Below are 20,948 nucleotides of genomic sequence, written 5' to 3' on the forward strand. Positions count from 1 at the left end.
AATCGCACGAAGGAGAACGAACAGCGTGGTAGACACCTCAGCAACCGAGTACCGCATCGAACACGACACCATGGGCGAGGTGCGAGTCCCCGCGAACGCGCTCTACGGTGCACAGACGCAGCGGGCCGTCGAGAACTTCCCGATCTCGGGCAGCGGGCTCGAGTCGGCGCAGATCGCCTCGCTGGCCCGGATCAAGAAGTCCGCGGCACTCGCCAACGCCAAGCTCGGCGTCCTCGACCAGGGTGTCGCCGACGCGATCGCCGCTGCAGCCGACGAGGTCATCACCGGCGCGCACGACGCGCAGTTCCCGGTCGACACCTACCAGACCGGCAGCGGCACCTCGTCGAACATGAACATGAACGAGGTCCTGGCCACGCTCGCGAGCGCGCGCCTCGGCAGCCCGGTGCACCCGAACGACCACGTCAACGCCTCGCAGTCCTCCAACGACGTCTTCCCGACCTCGGTGCACATCGCGGTCACGAGCGCCCTCATCGACGACCTCATCCCGGCCCTCGACCACCTGGCCGTGTCGCTCGAGCGCAAGGCCGAGCTGTGGAAGACCGCGGTGAAGCCGGGCCGGACGCACCTCATGGACGCCACGCCGGTCACGCTCGGCCAGGAGTTCGGTGGCTACGCCCGCCAGATGCGTCTCGGCATCGAGCGTGTGCGCACGGCGCTCCCCCGCGTCGCGGAGGTCCCGCTCGGCGGAACCGCGACGGGCACCGGCATCAACACGCCGAAGGGCTTCCCCCAGCTCGTCATCGAGCTGCTCGCGCAGGAGACCGAGCTGCCCATCACCGAAGCCCAGGACCACTTCGAGGCCCAGGGCGCTCGCGACGGACTCGTCGACGCCTCGGGAGCCCTCCGGGTCATCGCGGTGAGCCTCACCAAGATCTGCAACGACCTCCGCTGGATGGGCTCGGGCCCGAACACCGGTCTCGGCGAGCTGCACATCCCCGACCTCCAGCCGGGATCCTCGATCATGCCCGGCAAGGTGAACCCCGTGATCCCGGAGGCCGTCCTGATGGTCGGCGCCCGGGTCATCGGCAACGACGCGACCATCGCCTGGGCCGGCGCCTCGGGCTCCTTCGAGCTCAACGTCGCGATCCCGGTCATGGGCACGGCGCTCCTCGAGAGCATCCGTCTCCTGTCGAACGCGACCCGGGTCCTCGCCGACAAGACCGTCGACGGCCTCGAGGCCAACCTCGACCGCGCCGCGGCACTCGCCGGCTCCTCGCCCTCGATCGTCACTCCTCTGAACAAGATCATCGGCTACGAGTCGGCGGCGAAGATCGCCAAGCACTCCGTCGCCAAGGGCCTCACCGTCCGCGAGGCCGTCGTCGACCTCGGGTTCGTCGAACGCGGCGAGATCACGGAGGAGCAGCTCGACACGGCGCTCGACGTCCTCTCGATGACGCACCCCGGCTGAGTCGACCCGCTCGTCGAACGACCGAACGGCCCCGGAACCCTCGCGGTTCCGGGGCCGTCTCCGTCCGTGTGGTCACGCTGTGGCGGCGATCGCGCTCCAGCAGCCGAGGAGCAGGAACGGGCCGAACGGGATGCGCGTGCGCCAACCGGCTGAGCCACCACGTGAGCGTGCGAGGATCACGACGACCACACCCGCGAGGCCGGCCGAGGAGACCGACACCACCGCGAAGAGCAGTACCGCGGACGTCCCGAAGCAGCCGACCGCGAGGCCGAGCAGCGCGCCGAGCTTCACGTCCCCCATGCCCAGCCCGCCGAAGACGGCGCACACGTACAGGACGGCGCCGACCGCGAACCCCATCAGGAGCGGTTCGAGCGGGGCCACCTGACGCACTGCGGCATCGACCGCGGTGACCGGCACCGCGATGGCGAGCGCCGGCAGCACGAGACGGTTCGGGAGCCGCCGCTCCGCGACGTCGATGCGCACGAGCGGCGGCGTGATGCAGGCGAGCCATACGAACACGATGCCGACCGGACGCGGGTCGGGGCCGAGCCGGGCCACGGTGACTGCCACGAGCAGCAGCGTCGAGCCAGCCATCGCCGCGGTGGCGACACGCGGGCGGAGCCGCCTGCCGGTGGAGGTCGGTCGCGAGGGCATCCCGTCAGGATAGGAGGATCCTCATGCCGGCCCTCGGCGTTCTCCACAGGCGGCCGGGTCCGGCGGAGCGAGCCTCGCGAGCCCGCTCCGCCGACGGCCGCTAGGCCAGTTCGTTCCCCTCGAGCATCTCGGTCACGAGTGCCGCGATGGCCGAGCGCTCCGAGCGCGTTAGCGTGACGTGCGCGAACAGCGGGTGCCCCTTGAGCGTCTCGATCACCGAGGCGACGCCGTCGTGTCGGCCGACGCGCAGGTTGTCGCGCTGCGCGACGTCGTGCGTGAGGACGACCCGCGAGTTCTGCCCGATCCGGCTGAGGACCGTGAGGAGGACGTTGCGCTCGAGCGACTGCGCCTCATCGACGATCACGAAGGCGTCGTGGAGCGACCGGCCGCGGATGTGCGTCAACGGGAGCACCTCGAGGATGCCCCGTTCGACCACCTCGTCGAGCACGTTCTGCGAGACGACCGCGCCGAGCGTGTCGAAGATCGCCTGTCCCCAGGGGTTCATCTTCTCGCCCTGGTCGCCGGGCAGGTACCCGAGCTCCTGGCCGCCGACCGCGTACAGCGGCCGGAACACCATGATCTTCTTGTGCGCCTGTCGCTCGAGGACGGCCTCCAGACCCGCGCAGAGGGCGAGCGCGGACTTCCCCGTCCCTGCTCGACCTCCCAGCGAGAGGATCCCGATCTCGGGGTCGAGCAGGAGGTCGATCGCGAGCCGCTGCTCGGCCGAGCGTCCGTGCAGACCGAAGACGTCGCGGTCGCCGCGGACGAGCTTGTAGCTCCGCTTGCCCGTGACCCGTCCGAGTGCGGATCCCCGGTCGGAGTGGATCACGAGGCCCGTGTTGATCGGCAGGTCCTCGATGATCGGCGTCGTCCCCTCCTCGCGCTCCCACAGCGTGCTCATGTCCTCGGAGCCGAGGGTGATCTCGGACATGCCCGTCCAGCCGGAGTCGACCGCGAGTTCCGCCCGGTACTCCTCCGCCTGCAGACCGATGGAGGCCGCCTTGACGCGCAGCGGCAGGTCCTTGGACACGACCGTGACCGTCAAGCCGTCGTTCGCCAGGTTCAGCGCGACCGCGAGGATGCGCGAGTCGTTGTCGCCGAGCTGGAGACCGGACGGCAGCGAGGCCATGCTCGAGTGGTTGAGTTCGACCCGCAGGGATCCGCCGTCACCGACGGGGATCGGGAAGTCGAGGCGTTCGTGCTCGATGCGGAGCTCGTCGAGGATGCGGAGTGCCTGACGTGCGAAGTAGCCGATCTCGGGGTCGTTGCGCTTGCCCTCGAGCTCGCTGATGACGACGACCGGGATGACGACGGCGTGCTCGGCGAACCGGAAGAGCGCCTTGGGATCCGACAGCAGCACGGAGGTGTCGAGCACGTAGGTGATCTCGGCCTGCGCCTGATCTCCCCCGCTCGCCGTGTGGTCGGCGGGTCGCCGGCTCCGTCTCGTCGACGCGTCCCGCGTCTCGGTCCCGGCTGACGTGTTCTGGATTTCTCGCGAGGCCACAACCACTCCCACCCCGAGCATCTGATGCTCGGATCACTGTGCGAAACGGCCGCCTGCAGGGTTTCGAGCCGAACTTGTGTGGCCGTCTCGACCGGGCTCCATGCCCGATGAGATGAACGTACGTCCGGCCGCCGACATCGACGCGACGACACGCCCCGTGTTCTGTTACGGGGAGGTGAACAGATGGGGGCCGTCTTCTGGCCCGCCGGTGGTCGGACGGCGGCTCAGTAGCTCGCGGCCGTCGCGAACGACAGCAGCGCACCGCGCAGCTGGTCCAGCGTCTGCCGGCTGGTACCGGCGTGCACGCTGAGCCGCACGGCCCCGGCGCGGATGGTCGCGGTGACGCCGTGGTTCTCGAGCGAGGTCCACAGTGTGTCGAGGACGGACTCCTCCGGCTCCAGGACGACGATGCCCGCGCGTTCGTGCTCGTCTCGCGAGGAGACCACCGCGACGCCGAACTCGTCCGCGAGCTCGATCACCTCGGCCGTGAGCTCGGCGATCGCGGCGTGGGCCGTCGCGGTCCCGACGGCGACCGTGTCCTCCAGCGACGCGGCGAACCGCGCCGCCGCGAGCGGGTCGGGCCTGGTGATCGAGTACGCGCGCGCCGATCGGCTCGGTGCCGGGGTCGCGCTGAACGGCCAGGGCTCGTCGGTGCCGGTCACGCCGGAGAAGACCGGCTCGAGTCGCTCGACGGCGCGGTCGCTCAGGGCGAGGAATCCGGTGCCCCAGCCCGCCCGCATCCACTTCTGCCCACCCGAGGCGACCACGTCGGCGACGGCGTAGGGGGCGTCGACCACACCGAAGCCCTGGATGGCGTCGACGATCAGGAGGCGGTCGCCGATCACGTCGCGGACGGCCTCGAGGTCGCAGACGTATCCGGTGCGGTAGTCGACGAGGCTCACGGCCACGGCGGTGACGGCGTCGTCGAGCTGCTCGCGCACGCTCTCGGCCGTCACGTGCCCGCGTCGCGTCTCGAGCCATCTCGGCGTGAGCAGGTGCCGGTGCTCGGCGGCCCGCTCCGCGGCAAGTGGCAGCGTGGGGTATTCCAGACGGGAGAGCAGGACGGTGCCGCTCAGGCCGAACATCGCGTGCATGAGGCCCTGCGAGGTGTTGGGCTGGGCGACGACCTGGTCGGCTCGGAACCCGGTGAGCGTCCCGACGGCGGTCCGCATCCGTTCGTCCTGCCCGTCGACCGCGCCGAGCGTGCCGGGGGTCGCACTCGCGAGCACGGCGTTCCAGCGGCTGGCCTCGAGGACGACGGACGCCGCCAACGGACCGACACTGCCGTAGTTGAGATAGCCGTCGACCTCACCGAATCCCACTCGGAAGGTCTCCAACCGGGACGCCGTCTCCGGCTCGTCCGGCTCCGAGGCAGGAGTCGAACGGCTCATCCGCCGAACCGCCGCTGCCGTCTCGAGAAGTCGCGGAGGGCGCGGAGGAAGTCGACCTCGCGGAGGTCCGGCCCGAGCGCCTCGACGAAGTAGAACTCGCTGTGGGCGCTCTGCCAGAGCATGAAGTCACTCATCCGCTGTTCACCGCTGGTGCGGATGACGAGGTCGGGGTCGGGCTGGCCTCCCGTGTAGAGGTGCTCGCCGATGAGATCGGGGGTGAGCAGGGCCGCGAGGTCTTCCAGGCTCCGACCCTCGAGGTGGTGCTTGGCGACGATGGCGCGCATCGCGTCCACGATCTCGGTCCTGCCGCCGTAGCCGACCGCGAGGTTGATGTGCATGCCGGAACGGTCGGCCGTGCGCTCCTCCGCGCTCGTCAACGCCGTGCGCAACGACTCCGGGAGCCCATCGCTCGAACCGACGTGCTTGACGCGCCAGTCACGGTAGTGCGACAGCCCCTCGGCGAGGTCGGCGATGATGTCGACGAGGTCGTCAAGCTCGTCCGGCGCACGATTCACCAGGTTGTCGCTCGACAGCAGGTACAGGGTGACGACGCCGATGCCGAGGTCGTCGCACCAGGTCAGGAACTCGCGCATCTTCGCGGCACCGGCCCGGTGGCCGTGCGCCGCGGTGTCGTACCCGAGTTGCTTGGCCCACCGCCGGTTGCCGTCGATGATCATCGCGACATGGTGCGGCAGCGTCTGCGGAGTGAGCGCCTTCCGGAGGCGCCGTGCGTAGACGCCGTACAGGAAGCCGTCCACCGGTGCGGAATGCCTCGTCATCACCCTGCAACGCTAGTGCAGTTTCCTGCATCGCTCCCAGTACGCGTTCCGTGCCACCCCGTATCCTGGACCCATGACGAGTGGAGACCCCGAGCTGCCGAAGCTGCCGTTGCTCGAGGTCGCCGCCGACGATGCCGCCGCACCGGAGGAGGTCAAACCGACCTGGCGCGGATGGCTGCACGCCGGGATCTTCCCCATCTCGATCGTCGCCGGGATCGTCCTCGTCGTGCTCGCACAGGGTGCGGCCGCGAAGTGGAGTTCGACGGTCTTCGTGCTCACCTCGATGCTGCTCTTCGGGAACTCGGCGTTGTACCACCGGTTCTCCTGGCGCCCCTCGGTCAAGCTCCTCCTCAAGCGGATCGACCACGCCAACATCTTCCTGTTGATCGCCGGCACCTACACGCCGCTCGCCGTGCTCGCGCTGCCACCGGCGCAGGGCAACCTCCTGCTCGTGCTCGTCTGGGGCGGCGCGCTCCTCGGCATCGGTTTCCGCGTGTTCTGGATCAACGCCCCGCGGTGGCTCTACGTCCCGCTCTACCTGGCACTCGGGTGGGGTGCGGTCGCGTACCTCGGCGACATCGCCCGCGGCAACTTCGCCACGATGGTGCTCGTCGCCGCCGGTGGCCTGTTCTACACGGTCGGCGCGATCATGTACGCGATGAAGCGACCGAACCCCTGGCCGGGGCGGTTCGGGTTCCACGAGCTCTTCCACCTGTGCACGGTGCTCGCGTTCCTCTGTCACTGGACCGGGATCCTGCTGATCGCGATCGACCCGGTCTACAACCGCTGACGAGCGGCGACCCGGCGCGCGGCGAGGCGTCGCGGTGGTGGTGTCAGCGGGCCGACTGGTCCGACGGCGGGCGAGGGTCGTCCTCGACGCCTGCGGGGGCCGCCTCACCGGTGTCGCTCCCCGCGCGGTCCGCGGCTGCCCGCTCGGCGACCTCGGCCTGGAGCCGCTCGTCGATCTCCGCGCGGTAGTTGACCCGGCGCACGCGACGCACCATGTCGATGACGAGGAACACGACGACGCCGGCGATGGCGAAGGTGATCACGAAGCCCCACGGTCCCGGCGTCACCTGGTTCTCGTCGAACGCCGGCGAGGGCGACGGCGACGGCGTGACCGCCAACAGGACCTCGGTGAACAGGTGGTGCATCATGCGGTTCCTTCGCTGGTGTCGATGCCGTCGAACAGCTCCGACTCTGGGGTGGTCGACGCGACGTGCGACGTGACCAGTTGGTAGTCCTCGAACGGCCATGCGGCACGGAGGACGTCGTTGGGCCAGAAGAAGAACGGTGAGTCTGGCGGCACCTGGCTGCCGTGCGCCCGGAGCGCGGCGTCGCGCGCCTCGAAGAAGTCGCCGACGCGCACGTGCGTCGTCGCGAGATCGGGCCGGCCGGCCATCCACTCGCGCATCTCGGCCAGTCGCTCGACCGCTGGGTCGTCGGGGTGGTGCTCCAACAGGTAGGCGTACACGGCCTCGAGCCGGGCGGGGCTGAACGAGCGGTCGTAGTACAGCTTGTCGACCCGCCAGGGCTCGCCCGCTTCGGGATAGCGCGTGGGATCTGCCGCCGCTTCGAACGCCGCGACGCTCACCTCGTGGCACCGGATGTGGTCGGGGTGCGGGTAGCCCCCGTTCTCGTCGTAGGTGATGATGACCTGCGGCCGGAAGGAGCGGACGATGCGCACGAGCACACCGGACGAGACCTCGAGGGGGATGTCGGCGAAGCTCGCGGGTGGGACCGTGCCGTCATCGCGGGCCATCCCGCTGTCCTGATAGCCGAGCCACCGGTGCTCGATGTCGAGGATCTCCTGCGCCGCGGCCATCTCGAGGCGACGGTAGCCGGGGAGGTCGCGCTCGATCATCGCGACGTCGGCGAGTCCGGGGTTCTGGAGGTCGCCGCGTTCACCACCGGTGCAGCTGACGACCATGACCTCGGCGCCGAGGCTCCGGTAGTGCGCGAGGGTCGCCGCGCCCTTGCTCGACTCGTCGTCGGGGTGCGCGTGCACGGCGAGCAGTCTCATGGTCATGGTGCTCCGCCTTCCGGCTGGTCTGCGCGAGGGGACCGCTTCGCGACTCGTGACGTGACGACGCGGTCGGGACTCCGCATCCAGGAAGAGGCAATACGCTTGAGGTGTCGACCTCGAGGCGTCTCGCACTCCTGGTCCAGCTTAACCGTTCGAACCGGAGCCCGTGACGTGACCTCTCCCCTGCAGGATGCCGGCCCTCAGGACGCCATCGCGGCGCGATACGGACGCACCCCTGGCAACCGTGCCCGCGACCGCCGCCTGATCTGGCTGGCCGCCGCCGCGTTCGCCGTCGTCTTCATCGCGTGGGTCGTGTGGGCCGGTCTCGACGGCAGTCGGCCGAGCATCGAGTCGCGCAACACGGCGCACGAGATCGTCGACGACACGATGGTCAGCGTGTCCTTCGAGGTCACCGGTCCGCAGGACACCCCCATGGCCTGCTCGGTCCAGGCGCTCAACGAGCAGTTCGCGGTCGTCGGATGGAAGGTCGTCGAGCTGCCGCCGTCCGAGCAGCGCACCCGCACCTTCACGGAGAGCGTCCGCACCACGGAGCTCAGCAACACCGGCGTCGTCGACACCTGTTGGGTGGTCGAGCGCCGCTCCTGACCCGCGACGGCGTCGGCGCGTGCACCGCACTCGCGCGCCGATCGTGCGATACTCGAAGGCAGTACTTCATACGCCCCGGCATTCCGCCGGGGCGTCTGGCATATGACGGGCGTTTCGGCCGTCGTGTGCGGACCCACCATGCAAAGGAGTTCCATCGTGTCCGAGCAGATCCAGGAGACGTTCCTCACCCAGCAGGCCTTCGACCGGCTGCAGGCGGAACTCGAGCACCTCAGCACGACGGGCCGCGAGGAGATCGCCAAGCGCATCGAAGCGGCTCGCGAAGAGGGCGACCTCAAGGAGAACGGCGGCTACCACGCCGCGAAGGACGAGCAGGGCAAGCAGGAGGCCCGCATCCGGACGCTCACGCAGATGCTGCGCGACGCCAAGGTGAGCGAGGCACCGCAGTCCAGTGGTGTCGTGGAGTCCGGCACCGTCATCACGGCCGTCGTCGCGGGCGGCGAGGAGCGGTTCCTCCTCGGCAGCCGCGAGATCGCCGGCAACACCGACCTCGACGTCTACAGCGAGGGCAGCCCGCTCGGCGCCGCCATCCTCGGTCTGAAGATCGGCGAGAAGACCACCTACGAGGCGCCGAACGGCAAGGAGATCACCGTGTCGATCAGCGCGGTGGAGACCTACACCGGTTCCTGATCCAGTACGTCGCGCCTTCGCGACCGACCAGACGCAGCAGGGCCCCGCCGATACGGCGGGGCCCTGCTGTGTTCCGTCGGTCGGATCAGTCGTCGACGATCTGCGGGTCGTACCCCGCCTCGCGGAGCGTCTGCACGACGAGGTCGCGGTGGTCGGGCCCGCGCGTCTCGATGCTGAGCTCGAGTTCGACGTCGCTGATCTGCAAGCCGTGGCCGTGTCGGGTGTGCAGCACCTCGATGACGTTCGCGTTGGCCTGCGCGACGAGCTCCGCCGTCCGTGCGAGCTGCCCCGGTCGGTCGGGCAGCGGGATGCGCAGCGTCAGGTAGCGGTCCGACGCCGCGAGGCCGTGGCTGACGACCCGCTGGAGCAGGAGCGGGTCGATGTTGCCGCCGGAGAGGATGGTGACCGTCGTGCCGGTCGGTTCGATCTTCCCGGCCAGGATCGCCGCGACACCGGCGGCTCCGGCAGGTTCGACGACGAGCTTGGCGCGCTCGAGGAGGACGACGATCGCCCGGGCGAGGTCGTCTTCGCTGACGGTGACGACCTCGTCGACGAGGGCGCTGATCATCTCGAAGTTGAGCTCACCGGGACGGGCCACGGCGATGCCGTCGGCGATGGTCGGCTGCACGGTGATGGTCGTCGGGGTTCCGGCTTCCAGCGACGCCGGGTACGCGGCCGCGTTCGCTGCCTGGACGCCGATCACGCGGATGGTGCGGCCTTCGAGGGCCGCGCGCTGCTTCATGACACCCGCGACACCCGAGATGAGCCCGCCGCCGCCGATCGGCACGATGACCGTCTCGACGTCGGGGACCTCCTCGAGGATCTCGAGCCCGAGCGTGCCCTGCCCGGTGATGACGTCCGGGTGGTCGAACGGCGGGATGAGGATGGCACCGGTCTCCGCGGCGAACTCGGCGGCGGCGATCAGCGGTTCCGCCACCGTGTGGCCGCGCAGGATGACGTGCGCACCGTAATCGCGCGTGGCGGCGAGCTTCGGGAGCGGGACGCCGACCGGCATGAAGATGGTCGCGGTGATGCCGAGCTCACGGGCGGCGAAGGCGACGCCCTGCGCGTGGTTGCCCGCTGAGGCGGCGACGACGCCGCGCGCGCGCTCCTCAGGGGTCAGGCTGGACATGCGGTTGTACGCGCCGCGGATCTTGTAGGAGCCGGTGCGCTGGAGGTTCTCGCACTTGAGGTGCACGGGCACGCCGAGGACGTCGGCGAGGTAGCGGGAGCTCTCCATCGGCGTGCGCTGGACGGTGCCGACGAGGGTGTCCCTGGCCCGCTCGAACGCGGCGAGCGACGGGCCGGGGAACACGGGTGTGGTGGTCGTTGAATCGGTCATGGTGTGCGGGGTCCTGGACTTTCTGGGGACGAGGTCTCTCGGAGGTCTTCGCTGGGGTGCTGGGGCTCCTGATCGCCTGGGCGATCCTGCGGCTCGTGGGACGAGCGGGAGCCCGGACGGATTCGCCTGGGGCTCGGGACGGTCTGCCAGATGGCGCCGTCGGCGTCCGGCTCCGGCGGAGCACTGCCGCCGGTCCGCCAGGTGCCGCTGGCGATGGTGTGGACCATCACGTTGATCACGGCCACCACGGGCACCGCGAACAGGGCGCCGGGGATGCCGGCGACGAGCGTGCCGCCCGCGACGGCGAGGACGACGGCGAGCGGATGGACCTTGACGGCCGTACCCATGATGAGCGGCTGCAGGACGTGGCCCTCGAGCTGTTGGACGAGGAGCACGACGCCGAGCATGAGCAGCGCGATGACGGGACCGTTGTAGACGAGCGCGAGGAAGACGGCCACGGCGCCGGTCACCACGGCGCCGACGATCGGCACGAACGAGCCGAGGAAGACGAGCACGGCCACCGGGATCGCGAGCGGGACGCCGAGGAAGAACGCGCCGAGTCCGATACCGACCGCGTCGATCGAGGCCACGAGGATCTGCGTGCGGACGTAGTTGCCGAGCGTCCGCCAGCCTGCGCGACCGGCGCTGTCGACCGCGGGGCGTGCCCCCTGCGGGAAGACGCGCACCGTCCAACGCCAGATCGTCCGACCGTCGATGAGCATGAACAGCAGACAGAAGAGCGTCAGGAAGACGCCCGTCGCGACATGGCCGAGCGTCGAACCGATCGACAGGGCGCCCGAGAGCAGGACCTGGCTGTCCTGCTGGAGCGAGTCGAACGCCTGGGCGATGAAGTCGTTGAGCTGTGTCTCGGTCACGTGCAACGGACTGGCGAGCAGGAAGGCCTTGAAGTCGCCGTAGGCGGTCATGGTGCGGGCCTGCACGGAGGCGAACTGCGAGGTGATCTGCGAGATCGCGAGGAAGATCAGTCCGCTCACCACGGAGAGCGTGCCGACCATCGCGAGCGCGATGGCGAGACCCTTCGGCCAGCGGTGCCGCACCAGGACGTCGACGACGGGCTTCAGCAGCGCGGAGACGAGGACGGCGATGAGCAGCGGGATCACGATGAGGCGGAGCTGCACGACGAGGAAGACGAGCAGCGCGACGACCGCGGCCACCAGCAGGATCCGCCAGGACCACGCTGCGGCCACGCGCATGCCGCGCGGGACGCTGCTCGACCCGCTCAGGTCCGGTTCGCGCACGGGCGAGGCCGCTTCGGGAAGGAAGCGTCCCCACCAGGTCTTCGGAGTGTCGTCCGCCATTGCTCAAGTGTATGGCTGGCACATGCCGGTGAGCGCATGCGGACGCCGGTCGGGTGGCGGCGCTTCCGCCAGTGCACGGCGGGTGTCCGACGCCGGTGCTAGCGTCGGGCCGTGTCCGCTTCCCTCTCCCCCGCCCTCGCCCGACGGATCGCGCTCGGTGCGCAAGGGTTCGGCGCCCCGCAGCGCACGACTCCGGCGGGTACCCGCACCCTGCGCTCGACGATCGATCGCTTGGGTCTCCTGCAGATCGACTCCGTCAACGTGTTCGAGCGCAGTCACTACCTGCCGCTGTTCTCAAGGCTCGGCGGGTACGACAAGACGCTGCTCGATCGGCTCACCCTCGGAGCCCACGCGCCCTACCTCGAGTACTGGGCGCATGAGGCGGCCTTCATCCCCCGCGACTCGTGGCCGTTGTTCCGGTGGCGGATGGACGCGCACCGCGCGAAGCATGCCGGCGACGAGACCACCTGGGCGAGCCAGAACACGGAGATGTTGGACTGGGTCCGAGCGCTCCTGCGCGTCGAGGGGCCGCTGAAGGCGAGCGAGATCGAGCACGATGCGAACGTCCGACGCGGACCGTGGTGGGGATGGTCCGATGTGAAACGGGCGTTGGAGGTCCTGTTCCTCTACGGCGAGGTGGTCACGGCCGGTCGCGACCGGTTCGAACGCCGGTACGCGCTGGCCGAGCACGTGCTGCCGCAGCACCTCCTCGACCTCGACGTCGCCCGGCCCGACGCGATCCGTGCGCTCGTCGAGCAGGCAGCGGCAGCGCAGGGCGTCGCGACCGTCGCCGACCTGGCCGACTACTTCCGGATCAAGCCGCAGACCGCCGTCCGTCGAGCGGTCGATGACCTCGTGGACGAGGGTGTCCTCGAACCCGTGACCGTGGCCGGCTGGGACCGACGCGGTGGGCCGCAGGAGGCGTGGCTGCACCGCGACGCCCGACGTCCGCGACGGATCGAGGGGGCCGCGCTGCTCAGCCCGTTCGACCCTGTCGTCTGGTTCCGCGAACGCGCCCTCCGCATGTTCGGACTCCACTACCGGATCGAGATCTACACGCCGGAGCCCAAGCGCGTCTACGGCTACTACGTGCTACCGGTTCTCATCGACGGCGAGATCGTCGCGCGCGTCGATCTGAAGAGCGACCGCCAGGCCGGGGTCCTGCGGGTCCAGTCCGCCTGGTTCGAGCGTGGACACCAGGATGCCGTCGCCAGAGGGCTTCATCCCGTCGCCGACGACGCGATCGCAGGACGCCTCGCGGAGCTCCTCGAACAGACGGCCCGCTGGCAGGGACTCGACGCGGTGGTCGTCGTCGACCGCGGGACGCTGGCGGCGCCCCTCGCGCATGCGGTCGGCACCCGGCTCGTCCCCGGCTCGCGCGCGCCGGAGATGGGTACTACTCCCCATGCTCAGGAGGCGCAATCACTCTCAGGGGATGCACACCGACTGCTAAGTTGATGAGCACCTTCATGGTCCGAAACGAGGGGAACCCGCCCATGAGCAACGACGACACCACACCACAGCAACCAGGCCGACCGAACCCGGGCGAGCAGCACAACCAGCCGTCCCAGGGCGACCAGCAGCCCTCGTACCAGCAGGGTCAGCAGCAGCCCAACCCGTACCAGTCCGGCCAGCAGCAGACGCCGAACCCGTACCAGCAGGGCCAGCAGCAGACGCCGAACCCGTACCAGCAGGGTCAGCAGGGTCAGCAGGGTCAGCAGGGTCAGCAGAACCCGTACCAGTCCGGGCAGCAGCAGACGCCGAACCAGGCGCCCCCGGCTCCCTACGGTCAGCAGACCGGTCAGCAGCCCGGCGCCCAGAACCCGTACCAGCAGGGCCAGCAGGGCCAGCAGCCCAACGGCCAGTACGCGACGGCGCAGAACCCGTACGCGACCGGCGCTCCGAAGCAGCCGATGGACCCGAAGCAGAAGAAGCGGATCATCCTGTGGTCGTCGATCGCCGGTGGTGCACTCGTGCTCATCGCCGCCGCCGCCATCACCATCAGCGTGCTGAACACCACGGCGTTCGGCCCGCAGGCGAAGGTCGAGGAATACCTCAAGGCCATCGCCGCCGGCGACGCGAAGCTCGCGACGAGCCTCGTCGCACCGGACCCCTCGATCGTCGGCAGCACCGACGACGAGTCCGCAGAGCCCGAGGCCACCCCGGACCCGTCCGCGTCGGCCGATCCGGATGCGGACGCCGACACCGAGGCTCCGGCCGCCGTCAAGCCGACCGCACTGCTCACCAACGAGGTCCTGAAGGGCGCCGACGAGCGCATCAAGAACCCTGAGGTCGGCCGCGTCTACAACCGCAACGGCGAGGCACGCGTGCAGGTCACGTACGAACTCGGTGGCAAGAAGTACGAGGACTCGGTCACGCTCGAGAGCGAAGGCAAGCAGTTCCTGTTCTTCGACCAGTGGAAGCTCGCCAGCTCCCTCGTCGGCAGCATCAACGTCTACACCGGTCTCGGTGGCACGGCGTTCAGCGTCAACGGCGTCAACTTCGACGGCGCGTCCGACGAGAGCCTGTTCGCCTACCCGGCCATCTACACGGTCGCACCGCCGGAGAGCAAGTTCCTGCAGGGCGATGCCCAGACCATCACGCTGAGCTCGTACAGCGCCGGCGAGGGTTCGGCCTTCATCGACATCGACGTGACCGCCACCGAGGCGCTCACGACCGAGGTCACGAAGCAGGTCGTCGCGATGATCGAGAAGTGCCTCGACGCCACCACGCTCGACACCACCTGTGGCGTCATGCCTGACTGGCAGCAGAAGCAGTTCACGAGTGTCGGCCCGGTGACCTGGACGCTCACCTCTCCCCCGACCGTCGAGGTCGATGAGAGCGGTTCGTACTTCTACACCTCGGACGGCCGGATCGACGGCTCGTTCGACGCCTCCTGGTACGGCAGCGCCGTGGCGGGTCAGCAGGTGTGGGACACGTACCTGAACTTCCCCGGCAAGATCACGATCGACGCCGACGACAAGGTCACGGTGACGTTCGACTCCGACGAGCAGACCGAGTAACGGTTCTCGCCTGAACGCCGAATGGGGCGGCACCTCCGGGTGCCGCCCCATTCGTGTATCCGGGGCCGGGAGGCCCTCGCCTAGAAGCCGCCGCCGATGGTGCTCAGGCGCTTGATCCGTTCGACAAGCGGCGGGTGGGTGCTGAACAAGCGGGCCACCGCGCCGGGCTTCAACGGGTCGGAGATCCAGAGGTGCGCCATGGACGAGTTCTGCTTCGCCATCGGTCGACCGTAGGCGGCGAGCTTCCCCAGCGCGCTCGCGAGCGCTTCCGGGTGACGGGTCGTGAGGGCGCCCGTCGCGTCGGCGAGGTACTCACGCTGCCGTGAGATGGACAGCTGGACGAGCGTCGCGAGCAGCGGTGCCACGAGCATCGCCACGATGCCGATGATGAGCATGACGGGGTTGCCGCCGTTGTTGTTGTTCCGGTTGCCGCCACCCCAGATCGTCATCCGGAGGAGCATGTCGGAGAGGAACCCGATCGCGACGACGAGCCCGAAGACGACCATGGACACGCGGATGTCGTAGTTGCGGACGTGACCGAGTTCGTGGGCCATGACCCCCTCCAGCTCGGCGTCGTTGAGGATCTCGAGGAGGCCGGTCGTCGCGGCCACCATCGCGTGCTGGGGGTCGCGACCCGTCGCGAAGGCGTTGGGCGCCGGGTCGACGATGAGGTACACCTCGGGCATCGGCGTCCCGGTGGTGATCGCGAGGTTCTCGACGATGCGGTACAGCCTCGGGTTGTCGGCCAGCTCGATGCGCTGCGCACCGGTCATCGCGATGGCCTGCCGCCCGGCGAAGAAGTACTGGATCACCGCGTACACGACGGCCACGACGAGCACCACGATCGTGATCGTCAGGTTCTGGTAGAGATACCCCGCGAGCCAACCGAGGCCGCCGATGATGACCAGGAAGACGACGAAGATCAGGACCGTGTTGAGCTTGTTCCTGGCGATGGCGCGGTACATGGGACTGCGCTACCGCACGTCAGAACTGGACGCGCGGCGGTTCGGCGATCGCCGCGTTGTCGGTGACCTCGAAGAAGTCGTGCTCCGAGAAGCCGAGGCCCTTGGCGAACAGGTTGTTCGGGAACACCTTGACCTTGGTGTTCAGCTCCCGGACACCGCCGTTGTAGAAGCGGCGCGAGGCCTGGATCTTGTCCTCGGTGTCGACGATCTCGGACTGGAGCTGGAGGAAGTTCTGGCTCGCCTGCAGCTGCGGGTAGGCCTCCGCGACGGCGAAGATGCTCTTCAGCGCCTGCTGCATGTGGGTCTCGGCCTCACTCACGGCCGCCGGCCCCTGCGCGGTGAGCGTCTCGGCACGAGCCTTCGTCACGTTCTCGAACACGGCCTTCTCGTGCGCCGCGTACCCCTTGACCGCCTCGATGAGGTTCGGGATGAGGTCGGCGCGTCGCTTCAGCTGGACGGTGATGTCGCTCCATGCTTCCTCGACCCGCACGTTCAGCGTCACGAGCGAGTTGTACGTCACCCAGAAGTAGATGCCGACGATGACGACCAGGGCGACGACGATGAGGACTGGGATCAGCCATTCCATGAGGATGGGCTCCTTGTGAGTCGATGGAGAGCGGGTCTGCTCATTCTACCTGCGACCCACCGGTGCCCTTGGGGAGTTCGGAGGAAGCACGCAGCAGGCGTGCAGCGCGGACGCACCGGACACCCGGCGGGCCGTCACTCGCCGAGGACGCGGGCGAGGTACCGGTTGCCGAACAGGCGGCCGGGGTCGAGGCGGTCGCGGAGGCGGACGAACTCGTCGAAGCGAGGATAGACGCCGCGCAGGGACGACGCGTCACGGCCGTGCAGTTTGCCCCAGTGGGGCCGACCGCCCAACTCGATCATGATCGCCTCGACGGCGCGGAAGTACTCCCCCGGGTCCTCACGGAAGAAGCGGTGCACGGCGACGTATCCGGTCGCACGACCTGATGCCGTGGAGAGCCACAGCTCGTCGGCCGCCGCGACCCGGACCTCGATGGGGAAGGAGATCCGCCACCCCCGCTCCTCGATGAGTGCGCGGATCCGGGCGAACGCGGTCGGGAGGTGCTCGAGCGGCACCGCGTACTCCATCTCCACGAACCGCACCGTGCGGCTCGTGGTGAACACGCGCGTCGACCGATCGGTGAACTCACGGTCGCCGACGAGGCGGTCCGCGAGCCGGTTCACGCGCGGGACGGTGGCCGGCGCGACGACGCCCGTGTTGCAGAGGACCCGGTAGACCCCGTTGGCGAGGAGCGTGTCGTCGACCCACTTCGCGACCGGGCGGAGTGGCCTGGTGGGCGCGTCACCCGGCAGCCGGTGGTTCGTCTTGGTCAGGGCGGTCGCGGTGTGCGGGAACCAGTAGAACTCGAAGTGGTCGACGGCGGCGGCCCGGTCGAGCAGCGCTGGCAGCAGCTCGTCGAGCGACTCAGGCCGTTCCACCGCGTGCAGTACGAACGCCGGGACGCACTGCAGCGTGACCTCGACGAGGATCCCGAGCGCTCCGAGCCCGAGCGCCAGCGCCGGGAGGAGCCCTGGTTCCTGCTGGGCGTCCGACGTCAGCAGCTCGCCCTCCGCCGTCACCATCGTCACCCCGACGACCTGCGTCGCGATGCCGCCGAACGCCATCCCGGTCCCGTGTGTGCCAGTGGAGATCGCGCCGGCCACGGACTGCCGGTCGATGTCGCCGAGGTTCGGCATGGCGAGACCGTACGGTTCGAGGAGGCGCGGGATGTCATGGAGGCGCGTACCGGCGCGGAGGGTCACGCGGTTGCGTTCCCGATCGACCCGGACCAGACCGCTCAGGGCGTCGAGCTCGAGCAGCACACCGGGCGCGACGGCGATCCCGGTGAAGCTGTGTCCGGCTCCGACCGCCTTGATCGGAAGGCCCGCCCCCGCTGCAGCACGCACGAGGCGCTGCACCGCGCCGACCGAGTCGGGCCGCTCGACCCGCACGGGCCATGCCCGCTCGGTCCGCGCCCAGTTCGTCCACGATGTCGTCTTCCCCATCAGACGAACCCCTGCCCTTCGCCGCGGTACGTCGGTAGGACGGCTTCCACCCCGTCGTCCCCGACCACGTGGAAGGCGTCCACCCGTTCGCTGAGCTCCCCGGACTTCGTGTGCCGCAACCAGACGCGGTCACCGAGCCGGAGCGACGCAGCCGCAGCCCCGGAGACCGGCGTCTGCACCTCGCCGGCCATCTCCCGCGGGAGCATCTCGAGGCCCTCCGGCCACGCGATGAGCGGGAGGCGGTCGAGCCCTGGCGGACCGGAGGCGACCCATCCGCCGCCGAGGATCGTCGCGAGCTCCGGCGACGGCTTCCGGACGACCGACAGACCGAATGCCGCGGCCGGTGCCGGGGTGAACGCCCGGTAGTGGTCGAAGAGGTGTCCGCCGAAGACGCCACTCCCGGCGGCGATCTCGGTCACCGAGTCGTCGGACGCGGTGAGCTCCAGGGATCCCGTCCCGCCGCCGTTGACGAACTCCAGCTCCGCGACCGCTCGCACCTCCGCGACCACGGCGGCACGACGTTCCCGGAGTTCGGCCCACGAGCGCCGCTGGATCGCGCGGAGCGCAGCCGACCACGCCGGTCGACCCGCGAGGTCGTCCCCCTGCCCGGCGATCTGCGCCTCGTAGGCCATGATCCCGACCAGGCTGAAACCGGGTCGGGCGACGACCGCCTCCGCGAGAGCCCGGACCTCGTCCGGCGTGCGCAGGGGCGAGCGGCGGACACCGACGTGGCCGAGGGCGGGCGCGCGGAACGAGGCGTCGAGCTCGATGCACACGCGGATGCGTGCACGTCGCTCCGGAGGTGTCACCGCGTCGACGAGGTCGAGGTGGTCGAGGGAGTCGATCATCAGGGTGATCCGCGAGGCCGCCCGTTCGTCGGCTGCCAGCCGCGCGATGGCACCCCGCTCCGCCGTCGGGTAGCCGACCACGATGTCGTCCACCGTCTCGGACAACCAGAGCGCCTCGGACAGGGAGTAGGCCAGCACGCCGGCGTATCCGGGTTGTCTGAGGAGCGCGTCGATCACCGCTCGGACACGGATGGATTTGCTGGCGACGCGGATCGGTTTCCCCGCGGCCCGTCGGAGCATGTCGTGCGTGTTGTGGCGGAGGGCTCCGAGCTGCAGGACGGCGACGGGCGAGTCGACGTCCGACACGGCCCGCTCGATACCGCCCCAGTACCGTCTCGGGTCGAGCCAGGGCATCGGGTCGGACACCCGGCCGCCTGCGGTCAGTTCGATGCTCATCAGCGCACTCCTCGTACTCGGGTGACGGCGACCGCCCCTGCGACGGCGCAGGCCGCGGAGACGAGGTAGAGGCCGGCGAATCCGCCGAGCCAGGCGACGAGGAAGGCGCCGATGAGCGGAGCGACCGCCTGCGGCACCGCCTGGGCGATGTTCATGATGCCGAGGTCCTTGCCGTGCGACGCCGGGTCCGGCAGGACCTGCGTTGCGAGCGCCTGGTCGACCGACATGAAACAGCCGTAGCCGAGCCCGATGAGCGCCGCCGACACGAACCCCATCGGCAGCGAGGGCCAGATCGCGAGCAGGAGTGCGGCGAGCGCCTGTGAGGCTGAGGCCGCGACGACGAAGACTCGTCGTCGGCCGATGCGGTCGGACAGTCGGCCGAGCAGGATCGAGGACCCGACGACGAACACCGTGTAGACGACCGTGACCAGCAGGAGGTCGGTCTCGGCGTCGGCGTCCCCGAGCCCGAAGAGCAGGAAGTAGAACAGCAGCGAGGTGCTGAAGGCGTTGCCGAGGTTCACGAGGACGCGGCTGAGCATGGTCCAGGCGAAGTCGGGATGGCGTCGCGGTGAGATCCAGAGGCTCTCCAGGAGCTCGTGCGCGGTGAGTGGCACGGGTCGATCACCCGTCGGGAGTGGATCGGGTAGCCGCAGGAACGGCACGACGAGCACGATGAGGAGGACGGCGAGCGCCAGGTACCCCACGACCATCTGGGTGCCGAGCAGGAGCAGGAGGGCGATGCCGAGGATGACCCCGACGGCCTGCGGAGCGGAGATCCACCCCGAGACGAAGCCGCGCTGCCCCACGGGCACCTGATCGGAGATGGTCGCGGTGAGCGCCGCTCCGAGGATGCAGAAGCCGATGATGGCGAGGCACCAGCAGACGCCGATGCCGACGATGCCGGTCTGGAGTCCGAGGAGGACGAGCCCCAGGGCGAAGACGAGCGCACCAGCTGCGATCCACGGGCGGCGTCTCCCGAACCGCGACCGTGTGCGGTCGGACAGGGCGCCCGTCAGCGGATACACGACGATGGAGCAGAGTCCGGCCGCCCCGGCGACGACACCGAAGGCGACGACGCTGTCCACCCAGTGCTCGGGAGCGAGCGTCGCGTCGATCTGCGCGGGCAGAAGGAGCTGCAGCGGGGCGAGCTGGGCCATCCAGACGCCCAGCCAGGCGACCGCGAAGGCGGCGACCCAGCGCCCGGTGACCCGTCGGTCGGCCGGGTGGTCGACTGCCGCGGTGCCGAGGCCGCTCATCTCGATCCCGGTTCGGCGAGGGTTGCGACGAGGTGCGCCACCGTCCCGACGAGTCGCCGGGCTTCGGCATCGTCGCGTCGCACCAGCCAGCCGAGTGTCAGGCCGTCCGTGAAGGCGATGACGGTCCGCGCGATCTCGTCGACGGGCTGCGTCCAGGTGCTGCCGCTGATCCTGGCGGCGAGCGCGAGCGCCTCACGCGCGAGCTCCTCGTACCGTCGGTACTGCTCGAGCGCGAGGTGCTCGAGGCCCGGCGTCCGCATCGCGTAGGCGCTGAGCTCCTGCATCGCCGCCTCCCGAGCCGGATCGGCGCGGAGGAGGTCGACGTAGCGTTCGAGGCCGGCACGGACGACGGCCTCGAGAGTGGGCGGATGCTCCTGACTGGCCTCCTCGTCCGTCAGCAGCTCGCCGACGTCGAGGACGACGCGTTCATGCTCGACGACGTGTGCGACCAGTTCGGCGAGGAGCTCGTCGCGGGAGGAGAAGGCGTAGTGGAAGCTGGCGAGCGACATCCCGGCCTCGGCCACGATGGCCCTGGTCGTGGCGGCGGCGACGCCCTCGGCTGCGACGACACGGAGGGCGGCGCTGATCAGCTCGGCTCGTCGGTCGACAACGGAGATCCTCGGCATCGCAACCCTTCCCGGGGCGCCTGCGGGTCGTGCCGCTCCATCGCGGTCGACTCGACTGGGACGGATGACCCAGTCGCGCAAGTATGGCGGACCGCCGGCCCGAGC

The 20,948-nt window shown here is 69.7% G+C and carries 20 protein-coding genes; 6 read left to right on the top strand and 14 right to left on the bottom strand.

The window, feature by feature from the left end; genetic code table 11:
* The first annotated feature begins 25 nt into the window (after window positions 1-25).
* Window positions 26-1,429 (top strand): class II fumarate hydratase, encoded by a 1,404-nt coding sequence (locus tag IFU11_RS04130; RefSeq protein ID WP_082455866.1) that lies wholly within the window; start codon window positions 26-28, stop codon window positions 1,427-1,429.
* Between the two features lie 72 nt (window positions 1,430-1,501).
* On the opposite strand, the gene IFU11_RS04135 is transcribed toward IFU11_RS04130, so the two are convergent.
* From IFU11_RS04135 to IFU11_RS04150, 4 genes are all read right to left on the bottom strand, one after another.
* Window positions 1,502-2,083, bottom strand: a complete 582-nt coding sequence (locus IFU11_RS04135) for a prepilin peptidase (protein ID WP_192018218.1) — start codon at window positions 2,081-2,083, stop codon at window positions 1,502-1,504.
* Window positions 2,084-2,183: 100 nt separating this feature from the next.
* On the bottom strand, window positions 2,184-3,467 hold the full coding sequence (locus tag IFU11_RS04140; protein WP_370282231.1) for a PhoH family protein: 1,284 nt from the start codon (window positions 3,465-3,467) through the stop codon (window positions 2,184-2,186).
* Window positions 3,468-3,811: 344 nt separating this feature from the next.
* Entirely contained in the window at window positions 3,812-4,978 is a 1,167-nt protein-coding gene (locus IFU11_RS04145) for an aminotransferase class V-fold PLP-dependent enzyme (RefSeq protein WP_192018219.1), read from the bottom strand.
* Window positions 4,975-5,757: an isoprenyl transferase gene (locus IFU11_RS04150; protein ID WP_085510483.1), complete on the bottom strand. Its 783-nt coding sequence runs from the start codon at window positions 5,755-5,757 to the stop codon at window positions 4,975-4,977. Before IFU11_RS04150 ends, IFU11_RS04145 begins: the two co-directional genes overlap by 4 nt.
* A gap of 73 nt (window positions 5,758-5,830) precedes the next feature.
* Between IFU11_RS04150 and trhA the strand changes: the two genes are divergently transcribed.
* Window positions 5,831-6,547 (top strand): PAQR family membrane homeostasis protein TrhA, encoded by a 717-nt coding sequence (trhA, locus tag IFU11_RS04155; protein ID WP_192018220.1) that lies wholly within the window; start codon window positions 5,831-5,833, stop codon window positions 6,545-6,547.
* Window positions 6,548-6,590: 43 nt separating this feature from the next.
* Here trhA and IFU11_RS04160 read toward each other — a convergent pair whose 3' ends face one another.
* Both IFU11_RS04160 and mca read right to left on the bottom strand, forming a co-directional pair.
* Window positions 6,591-6,914, bottom strand: coding sequence for a hypothetical protein (locus tag IFU11_RS04160; protein WP_079705496.1), 324 nt, complete (start codon window positions 6,912-6,914; stop codon window positions 6,591-6,593).
* Entirely contained in the window at window positions 6,911-7,786 is an 876-nt protein-coding gene (gene mca / locus IFU11_RS04165) for a mycothiol conjugate amidase Mca (protein WP_192018221.1), read from the bottom strand. The genes IFU11_RS04160 and mca overlap by 4 nt, the downstream gene beginning before the upstream one ends.
* 168 nt (window positions 7,787-7,954) lie before the next feature.
* Here mca and IFU11_RS04170 point away from each other — a divergent pair, with 168 nt between their 5' ends.
* Window positions 7,955-8,389 (top strand): DUF4307 domain-containing protein, encoded by a 435-nt coding sequence (locus IFU11_RS04170; protein WP_159878183.1) that lies wholly within the window; start codon window positions 7,955-7,957, stop codon window positions 8,387-8,389.
* 156 nt (window positions 8,390-8,545) lie between these two features.
* Entirely contained in the window at window positions 8,546-9,037 is a 492-nt protein-coding gene (gene greA / locus IFU11_RS04175) for a transcription elongation factor GreA (RefSeq protein WP_229938696.1), read from the top strand.
* A gap of 85 nt (window positions 9,038-9,122) precedes the next feature.
* Here greA and ilvA read toward each other — a convergent pair whose 3' ends face one another.
* Both ilvA and IFU11_RS04185 read right to left on the bottom strand, forming a co-directional pair.
* On the bottom strand, window positions 9,123-10,379 hold the full coding sequence (gene ilvA, locus IFU11_RS04180) for a threonine ammonia-lyase (protein ID WP_079705493.1): 1,257 nt from the start codon (window positions 10,377-10,379) through the stop codon (window positions 9,123-9,125).
* Entirely contained in the window at window positions 10,376-11,698 is a 1,323-nt protein-coding gene (locus IFU11_RS04185) for an AI-2E family transporter (RefSeq protein WP_192018222.1), read from the bottom strand. The genes ilvA and IFU11_RS04185 overlap by 4 nt, the downstream gene beginning before the upstream one ends.
* Window positions 11,699-11,809: 111 nt before the next feature.
* On the opposite strand from IFU11_RS04185, the gene IFU11_RS04190 reads away from it, so the two are divergent.
* Both IFU11_RS04190 and IFU11_RS04195 read left to right on the top strand, forming a co-directional pair.
* On the top strand, window positions 11,810-13,156 hold the full coding sequence (locus IFU11_RS04190) for a winged helix-turn-helix domain-containing protein (protein ID WP_192018223.1): 1,347 nt from the start codon (window positions 11,810-11,812) through the stop codon (window positions 13,154-13,156).
* Between the two features lie 38 nt (window positions 13,157-13,194).
* Window positions 13,195-14,721, top strand: a complete 1,527-nt coding sequence (locus IFU11_RS04195) for a proline-rich domain-containing protein (RefSeq protein WP_192018224.1) — start codon at window positions 13,195-13,197, stop codon at window positions 14,719-14,721.
* An 80-nt stretch (window positions 14,722-14,801) separates the two neighbouring features.
* Here IFU11_RS04195 and IFU11_RS04200 read toward each other — a convergent pair whose 3' ends face one another.
* The 6 genes from IFU11_RS04200 to IFU11_RS04225 form a co-directional block, all read right to left on the bottom strand.
* Window positions 14,802-15,686, bottom strand: coding sequence for a M48 family metalloprotease (locus tag IFU11_RS04200; RefSeq protein WP_124768976.1), 885 nt, complete (start codon window positions 15,684-15,686; stop codon window positions 14,802-14,804).
* Between the two features lie 19 nt (window positions 15,687-15,705).
* Window positions 15,706-16,272 (bottom strand): LemA family protein, encoded by a 567-nt coding sequence (locus tag IFU11_RS04205; RefSeq protein WP_064296457.1) that lies wholly within the window; start codon window positions 16,270-16,272, stop codon window positions 15,706-15,708.
* 134 nt (window positions 16,273-16,406) lie between these two features.
* Window positions 16,407-17,717, bottom strand: coding sequence for a D-arabinono-1,4-lactone oxidase (locus IFU11_RS04210; RefSeq protein WP_124768975.1), 1,311 nt, complete (start codon window positions 17,715-17,717; stop codon window positions 16,407-16,409).
* On the bottom strand, window positions 17,717-18,961 hold the full coding sequence (locus IFU11_RS04215; RefSeq protein WP_124768974.1) for an alanine racemase: 1,245 nt from the start codon (window positions 18,959-18,961) through the stop codon (window positions 17,717-17,719). The genes IFU11_RS04210 and IFU11_RS04215 overlap by 1 nt, the downstream gene beginning before the upstream one ends.
* Entirely contained in the window at window positions 18,961-20,217 is a 1,257-nt protein-coding gene (locus IFU11_RS04220; RefSeq protein WP_192018225.1) for an MFS transporter, read from the bottom strand. The genes IFU11_RS04215 and IFU11_RS04220 overlap by 1 nt, the downstream gene beginning before the upstream one ends.
* Window positions 20,214-20,843 (bottom strand): TetR/AcrR family transcriptional regulator, encoded by a 630-nt coding sequence (locus tag IFU11_RS04225; protein ID WP_192018226.1) that lies wholly within the window; start codon window positions 20,841-20,843, stop codon window positions 20,214-20,216. Before IFU11_RS04225 ends, IFU11_RS04220 begins: the two co-directional genes overlap by 4 nt.
* Between the last annotated feature and the right edge of the window lie 105 nt (window positions 20,844-20,948).

It is taken from the genome of Plantibacter sp. CFBP 8804 (assembly GCF_014841225.1).
In the GTDB taxonomy this organism is placed as follows: domain Bacteria; phylum Actinomycetota; class Actinomycetes; order Actinomycetales; family Microbacteriaceae; genus Plantibacter; species Plantibacter auratus.